This is a genomic window from Ideonella azotifigens, from assembly GCF_006519715.1.
In the GTDB taxonomy this organism is placed as follows: Bacteria; Pseudomonadota; Gammaproteobacteria; order Burkholderiales; family Burkholderiaceae_C; genus Ideonella; species Ideonella azotifigens.
The window spans coordinates 1-5778 of sequence record NZ_VIDT01000352.1; the positions used below are offsets into that span (position 1 = coordinate 1).

Annotated in this window: 6 protein-coding genes; 5 read left to right on the top strand and 1 reads right to left on the bottom strand. The window is 67.5% G+C overall.

The features are described 5' to 3' along the window. The first annotated feature begins 190 nt into the window (after nucleotides 1-190). Genes lptF through FKP22_RS19110 form a run of 5 tightly spaced genes read left to right on the top strand, consistent with a single transcriptional unit; the run spans nucleotide 191 to nucleotide 4980 of the window. Nucleotides 191-1315: an LPS export ABC transporter permease LptF gene (gene lptF / locus FKP22_RS19090; protein WP_141289298.1), complete on the top strand. Its 1125-nt coding sequence runs from the start codon at nucleotides 191-193 to the stop codon at nucleotides 1313-1315. Beyond that, nucleotides 1312-2436: an LPS export ABC transporter permease LptG gene (gene lptG, locus FKP22_RS19095; RefSeq protein ID WP_141289299.1), complete on the top strand. Its 1125-nt coding sequence runs from the start codon at nucleotides 1312-1314 to the stop codon at nucleotides 2434-2436. Before lptF ends, lptG begins: the two co-directional genes overlap by 4 nt. Then, nucleotides 2433-2849 (top strand): sirohydrochlorin chelatase, encoded by a 417-nt coding sequence (locus FKP22_RS19100; RefSeq protein WP_231012180.1) that lies wholly within the window; start codon nucleotides 2433-2435, stop codon nucleotides 2847-2849. The genes lptG and FKP22_RS19100 overlap by 4 nt, the downstream gene beginning before the upstream one ends. After that, nucleotides 2846-3790, top strand: a complete 945-nt coding sequence (locus FKP22_RS19105) for a CysB family HTH-type transcriptional regulator (RefSeq protein ID WP_141289300.1) — start codon at nucleotides 2846-2848, stop codon at nucleotides 3788-3790. Before FKP22_RS19100 ends, FKP22_RS19105 begins: the two co-directional genes overlap by 4 nt. A 20-nt stretch (nucleotides 3791-3810) precedes the next feature. Then, nucleotides 3811-4980, top strand: a complete 1170-nt coding sequence (locus tag FKP22_RS19110; protein WP_141289301.1) for a pyridoxal phosphate-dependent aminotransferase — start codon at nucleotides 3811-3813, stop codon at nucleotides 4978-4980. Here the strand turns inward: FKP22_RS19110 and FKP22_RS19115 are convergent. Beyond that, on the bottom strand, nucleotides 4977-5778 hold an 802-nt coding region (locus FKP22_RS19115), incomplete at its 5' end, for a type IV pilus assembly protein FimV (protein ID WP_375140599.1). The two genes, FKP22_RS19110 and FKP22_RS19115, sit on opposite strands and share 4 nt — an antisense overlap.

A 5778-nucleotide genomic window follows, 5' to 3' on the forward strand; every position in this document is an offset into this window, starting at 1 on the left:
TGCGCTCGAAATCGCCTTGCTTCACGGCGCTTGCCAGCAAGCCATCCAGCGCCTTGTCGCCGCTGCCGCCCTTGCCGTCAACCGGCAGGACCACGATCAGTGCGTCCGCGGCCACGGCACCCGCGCCGCCTTCGGCGATGGCCAGAGCTTGAAAGTTCATAATCGGTTCCGAGAAAAAGGTGAGCTTTTGATGTTATTCGATTCGTCCGTGCGCAAGGAGCTGTCGCGCAGCTTCGGGGCCACGCTGGTGGTCATCCTGACCATCGTCGTCACGATGATGCTGATCCGCACCCTCGGCCTGGCGGCCAACGGGGCGGTTTCGCCGCAGGATGTCGTGATGGTGCTGGGCTACAACGCCATCGGCCAGTTGCCGCTGATCCTGGCGCTGGCGCTGTTCGTCTCGGTGGTGCTGAGCCTGGGGCGCATGTACCGCGAAAGCGAGATGGCGATCTGGTTCTCGGCCGGCATCGGGCTGGCGCGTTTCATTCGCCCGGTCATGCGCATGGGCTTGCCCGGCATGCTGGGCATTGGCGTGCTGGTGCTGGGCGTGTGGCCCTGGGGCAACCGGCAGATGCTGGAACTGAAGGTGCGCTATGAGCAGCGCTCGGATCTGTCGCGCGTGGCCCCGGGAGCTTTCCAGTCATCGTCCGACGGCAGCCGTGTCTTTTTCATCGAGCGCAACGGCGACACCACCAGCATCGCCCGCAATGTCTTCCTGCTGAACAACAAGGACGACATCGAATCGGTCACCACCGCGCACAGCGGCCATGTGGAGCGCACCGGCGATGAACGCGAGCTGGTGCTGGATGTGGGCCACCGCAACGAGCAGAACAGCAAGACCGGTGAACACACCCGCATGAACTTCGACCATTTCCGCACCCAGATCGACAACGGCCGCATGCCGGCGCCGCAAACCCTGCCGCCCAAGGCTGTGGACACGCTGGACCTGCTGCAGGACTTCAACCTGGCCAACCAGGGCGAGCTGGTCTGGCGCCTGGGCCTGCTGCTGGGCTCGGCCAACCTGCTGCTGCTGGGCATTGGCACCGCGACCACCAATCCACGCCGGCCGAACAACTGGAACCTCTTGTTCGCCCTGCTGGCCTTCATGGTCTATTTCAACCTGGTGAACCTGAGCCAGGCCTGGGTCTCGGCCGGCCGCATCCCCTCGGTGCAGGCGCTGATCGTGCTGCACGGGCTGGCGCTGTTCCTGGCGCTGGCACTGATCTGGTGGCGTGACCACGCAACCGTGGTGCACCTGCGCAAGCTGCGCAACGGCAATGCCGGCGGTACCGCGGCCGCAGGGAGCGCCGCATGAAGACGGTCCGCAAGCTGCTGTACCAGGACGTCTTGTGGTCGGTGTTCTTCGTCGCGCTGGCCTTCATGTCGCTGTTCTATTTCATCGACTTCCTCGACGAGCTCGCCCGCGTTGGCCGCAATGGCTACACCATGCCGCGCGCCGCGCTGGCGGCGCTGCTGTCCATGCCGGGCCGCTTCTATGAGTTGTGCCCCATCGCCGTCCTGATCGGCACCATTTACGCGATGGCGCGGCTCGCGCAGTCGTCTGAGTTCACCATCCTGCGCACCGGTGGGCTGGGCCCTGGCCGCGCGCTGACGCTGCTGCTGGTGCTGGGCCTGCTGATGGGCGCGGTGACCTTTGTGGCCGGCGAATACGTCGCGCCCTGGGGCGAACAGCATGCGTCGGACCTACGGGCCAAGCCGCGCGGCGGCGCGCCGGTCGGCAAGGCCGGTGCCTGGCTGAAGGAGCACCGCAACACGCCCGAGGGCGAGCGCAGCTACTCGATCAATGTCGAGTCCAGCGCGCCTGGTGGACGCATGCGCGAGGTGCGCATCTTCGAGCACGACGACGAAGGCCGGCAGATCAGCCGCATCGAGGCCGGCAGCGCCACGGTGCAGACGGTTCGCTCGGGCCGCAGCAGCGGCTCTGTCTGGCACCTGCAGGACGTGCAGATCACGCGCTGGCCCACGGCCTCGGGCATGCCGGTGGTGACCGAACAGAAGGACGCGCTGGACTGGCCGACGACGCTGAGCATCGGCCTGGTGACCGCGGCGATCTCGCCGATCGGCAGCATGTCCACGCTGGACCTGTGGCGCTACAGCCGCCACCTGAGCGACCAGGAGCAGACCTCGCAGCGCTACGAGCTGCAGTTCTGGAAACGCGCCTTCTACCCATTTGCCTGCATCGTGATGGTGGCGCTGGCGCTGCCGTTTGCCTACCTGCACGCGCGGGCCGGCGGCATCAGCCTGAAGGTCTTTGGCGGCATCATGCTGGGCATCAGCTTCGTGCTGCTGAACAACGTCGTCGGCCACCTGGGCCTGCTGCACGACTGGACGCCCTGGCTCGCTGCCGCCGTGCCCAGCCTGATCTACCTCGGCTTGTCCTTGGCCGCCTTCTGGTGGCTGGTGCGCTACCGATGAAAGCGACTGCCATGCATGGCCTGATCCTGATGGCCCACGGTGCGCGCGACGCGAACTGGTCGGCCCCGCTGGAAGCCAGCGCCGCGCGCTGCCGCGAACTGCTGCCCGGCTGGCAGGTGGCCATGGCCTACCTCGAATTCATGGCACCCGACCTGCCGGGCTGTGGCCGCACCCTGGTGGAACAGGGCTGCACCGAAGTGGAGGTGCTGCCGCTCTTTCTGGGTGCTGGCGGCCATGTGCGCAAGGACCTGCCGCTGCAGATTGAGGCGCTGCGCCAGGCCCATCCCGCGGTGCAATGGCGGCTGCATGCCGCCGTTGGCGAATCGCCGCTGGTGGTCGAGGCCATGGCCCAGGCCGCGCTCGCGATGGCACTTGACCCGACCCGCCTGCTTCCGGACGACACGACTGCATGAACCTGCACCAGTTCCGATTCGTCCAGGAGGCGGTGCGCCGCAACCTGAACCTGACCGAGACCGCGAAGGCGCTCTACACCTCGCAGCCCGGCATTTCCAAGGCCATCCTGGAGCTGGAGGAAGAGCTGGGCGTGGACATCTTCGTGCGCCACGGCAAACGCCTCAAGCGCGTGACCGATCCCGGCCAGCAGGTGCTGAAGTCGGTGGAGATCATCCTGCGCGAGGTGGCCAACCTGAAGCGCATTGGCGAGGAGTTCTCCAAGCAGGACGCCGGCCGGCTGTCCATCGCGGCCACGCACACGCAGGCGCGCTACGTGCTGCCCGAGCCCATCATGCTGCTGCGCAAGCGCTTCCCCAAGGTCGTCATCAGCCTGCACCAGGGCTCGCCGGAGCAGGTCGCCCGCATGCTGCTGGACGACTCGGCCGACATTGGCCTGGCAACCGAAACACTGACAGACATCGACGAGCTGGTCACCCTGCCCGCCTACGAATGGCAGCACGTGATCGTGATGCCGCAGGACCATCCGCTGGCCCAGGTCGAACGGCTGACGCTGGAGCAGCTGGCCGAGGTGCCGCTGATCTCCTACCAGCCGGCCTTCACCGGCCGCAAGCGCATCGACCACGCCTTTGCCCAGCGCCGGCTGACGCCCAACATCGCGCTGGAAGCCATCGACTCCGACGTCATCAAGACCTATGTGCGCGCCGGCCTGGGCGTGGGCATCGTGGCCGAGATGGCAATGGCCGGCGAGCCGGCCGGCGGCGAGTTGGTCAGCCGCCCCGCCGGCTACCTGTTCGGCCAGAACACCACCCGTGTCGCCTTCCGCCGTGGCGCCTACCTGCGCGGCTTCGTGCTGAGCTTTGCCGAGCTGCTGTCCGACCGGCTGAGCCGCCCGCTGATCGAGCGGGCCATGAACAGCACCGGCGATTCCTACGAGCTCTGAGCCCTTCCCTCTCACTGCCCATGACCATCACCCGCGACTTCGCCGCTCCGCCCGTCACCACACGCCTGCCCAAGGTCGGCACGACGATCTTCACGGTCATGTCCGCGCTCGCCCAGCAGCATGGCGCGGTCAACCTCGGCCAGGGCTTTCCTGACTTCCAGGGCGACCCGGCGCTGGTGGACGCGGTGGCCGCGGCGATGCGCGCTGGCCACAACCAGTACCCGCCAATGCCCGGCCTGATGTCGCTGCGCGAGGCGGTGGCCGGCAAGATCGAATCGCTGCACGGCGCGTCCTACGACCCGGACCGCGAGATCACCATCACCGCCGGTGCCACCCAGGCCATCCTGACGGCGGTGCTGGCGCTGGTGCACCCGGGCGACGAAGTCATCGTGCTGGAGCCCTGCTACGACAGCTACGAGCCTGCGCTGACCCTTGCCGGCGCGACCACCGTGCGCGTGCCGCTGGACCCGAAGACGCTGCACGTGGACATGGCGCGCGTGGCCGCCGCGCTGACGCCGCGCACCCGGGCCATCATGATCAACACGCCGCACAACCCCAGCGGCACCGTGTGGAACGCCAGCGAGCGGAGCCAGCTGCGTGACCTGCTGCGCGGCACGAATGTGCTGGTCATTTCGGACGAGGTCTACGAGCACATGGTGTTCGACGGCCAGCCGCACATCAGCGTCTGTGGTGACCCGGAACTGGCCGCGCGTTCGCTGCTGATCTCCAGCTTCGGCAAGACCTTCCACGTCACCGGCTGGAAGGTCGGCTACGTGGCCGCGCCGGCCGAGCTGATGGCCGAATTCCGCAAGGTGCACCAGTTCAACGTGTTCACCGTCAACACGCCGATGCAGCAAGGCCTGGCGCAGTACCTGGCCAACCCCGCGCCTTACCTGGACTTGCCGGACTTTTACCAGGCCAAGCGCGACCTGTTCCGCGCCGGCCTGGCGCCGACCAAGTTCAGGCTGCTGCCCTGCGAAGGCACGTATTTCCAGTGCGTGGACTATTCGCGCATCAGCGAGATGGAGGACGATGCCTTCTGCCGCTGGCTGACCGAGGAGATCGGCGTGGCGGCCATCCCGCTGTCGGCCTTCCACGAGCGGCCGACCGACCAGCGCATCATCCGCTTCTGCTTTGCCAAGCAGGAGGCCACACTGCAGGCCGCGCTCACGCGCCTGCAGGGGCTCTAAAACCTCGGCTTGCGAGGGGCAGGCGCGGCAGGCGCCTCGGGCCCATCCAGCGACATCGGCTCGCTGTCCGGCGGCACCGGGTTGAACTCGAAGTGGGTCAGCAGGCTGTCGGGCGCGTCGTCCAGCACCAGGTCGGGCTCTTCGGCCCGGTCACCGTCGCTGCTGCCCGCCGGCCCGCCCACCAGGCCCGCCGGGCCACCAAAGTCGCCCAGCGGCAGCAGCAGGTCCACTTCGTCGGTCTTGCCGCCGCCTTGCTGCAGCAGGTCGCGGGCAATCGCGTACATCAGCAGCAAGTCCTTGTAGGCCGGCAGGTCGAACAAGTCCTGGGTCTCGTCCTTGCGGAACAGCATGCCTTCGAGCACCGCCATCGCGTCCAGCGGTGACGGCCAGGCGGTCTCCAGTTCCTGCACCGCATAGGGGTAGTCTTCCAACACCCGGCCGTACAGCGGGCCCATGTCCCAGTCGGGCGCATAGGCGTTGAAGCGGCGATTGAAGCGGGCACGGATGCGCTCGTAGGCGCTGCGGTCGCCCTGGCGGCGATAGATCTCCAGCAGCTTGGTGTACGGCACCGGGCTTTGCCCGCCGGTGCTGCGCAGGTAGGACATCAGCAGGTCGATGGCGGCATCTTCCTGGCCCAGCGCGATGAAGAAGTCGGCCTGCTGCTCCAGGTCCAGCAGCTCTTCCACCGACACCTCGCGCGGCGCTTCCTCGGCCTGCACCAGCGGTCCAAACGGCGCCGTGCGCCCAGGCTGGAAGGTGGCAGCCACTGCCGCCGCCGTGGCCGTGGCGACCGCAGGT